Raw genomic sequence first — 1,562 nt, forward strand, 5'->3', positions numbered from 1 at the left:
TCGCCTGTTTCTTGTGCCCTCGGGGTATTTCCTTGTCTCGGCTGCCTCGATAACGTTTTTCAACAGCCTGCTAAGGGAACAACGGCCCTGCGTTACACATTTTGTGCACAAATAGTAGCCAGGTGACTTGGCCATACTGCCGTCATCTGCTAGATTCTGCAGCGTTCTTGGGGGAGTAATCACCCGGCCTGTCCGGGATGGCTGTCAACAGTCTCCGAATCCGTCAGCGGATTTGTGGCAGTCATGTTCCATACCAGCCTGCTGGCAGGAATTGATGAGACCTGAGATACCCGACCTTTGCAGGGTGGCAAGGTGCGGTGTATCTCTCGTCTTTCGCCACCCTGAGAGTCTGTTATGCTACTTGCCCTGCTTGCTATCCTCGGCGGTCTCGCCGTTCTGGTCTGGAGTGCCGACAAATTCGTCGATGGTGCTGCCGCCACCGCCCGCCACTTTGGCATGCCTCCCCTGCTTATTGGTATGGTCATCATTGGCTTCGGTACATCAGCACCGGAAATGGTGGTCTCCGCCCTTGCCGCCAGTGACGGCAATCCCGGCCTGGCTCTGGGTAACGCCTACGGCTCCAACATCACCAACATTGCCCTGATCCTCGGTCTGGTGGCCATCATCAGCCCCATCGCCGTGCACTCTCAGGTACTGAAAAAGGAACTGCCGGTGCTGATGGGTGTTACCCTGCTGGCCGCCTGGCAGTTGTGGGATGGCGAACTGAGCCGGATGGATGCGGTGGTGTTGCTGGTGGTGTTCTTTGCGCTGATGGGCTGGAGTATTTATCAGGGTATGCAGGGTAAGGACGATGCCCTGGGCGCAGAGGTGGACAGCGAGTTGCTGGAGCATCCGATGCCCCTGAAAAGCGCCTTGCTGTGGCTGCTGACAGGGCTGGTGCTGCTGATCATCAGCTCCCGCTTTCTGGTATGGGGAGCGGTGGAAATTGCCCATGCCTTCGGCGTCAGTGATCTGATTATCGGCCTGACGATCGTCGCCGTGGGTACTTCACTGCCGGAGCTGGCGTCGTCACTGATGGCCATTCGCAAGAACGAACATGATCTGGCCCTGGGCAACGTGATCGGCTCCAACCTGTTCAACACCCTTGCCGTCGTGGGTATCGCGGCGGCCATTCACCCGCTGGAGGTCGATCACACCGTGCTGCTGCGCGACTGGACGCTGATGGCGGTGCTGACAGCATCGCTGTTTGTGCTCGGTTACGGCTTCAAAGGCAAACAGGGGCGGATCAACCGGGTGGAGGGCGCTCTGCTGATGGCCGTCTATCTGGGCTATAGCGGTTATCTGGCCTATACCGTGGTCAGCGCCTAGCAGGTCGTTGAAAATCTATCTGCGTTGCCGAATACCGCGTCAAAAACAGGCTCAAAATGCTCATTTAGTTCACTAAACTCCGCTTTTTCGCCTGTTTTTTCCTTGTCTCGGCTGCCTCGATAACGTTTTTCAACAGCCTGCTAAGCTTCTCTTCAGGAGCCGAGGCACCATCACTCCCTGACCAGCCACTGCTGCAGTACCGACCAGCGGCAGCAGTGGTGATCCTCCCCGGG

General features: G+C 57.6%; 1 protein-coding gene. It reads left to right on the forward strand.

Translation table 11 applies throughout. The annotated features are described in order from the left end of the window. Positions 1-354 precede the first annotated feature (354 nt). Complete coding sequence (locus WH50_RS25775; RefSeq protein ID WP_110190350.1) at positions 355-1,329, forward strand: calcium/sodium antiporter; 975 nt, start codon at positions 355-357, stop codon at positions 1,327-1,329. Positions 1,330-1,562: the final 233 nt, after the last annotated feature.

The sequence above is a fragment of the Pokkaliibacter plantistimulans genome (assembly GCF_003194385.1).
GTDB lineage: Bacteria > Pseudomonadota > Gammaproteobacteria > Pseudomonadales > Balneatricaceae > Pokkaliibacter > Pokkaliibacter plantistimulans.

Coding starts and splice junctions, on each gene's coding strand:
- WH50_RS25775 (WP_110190350.1), top strand. CDS start 355: ATGCTACTTGCCCTGCTTGCTATCCTCGGCGGTCTCGCCGTTCTGGTC.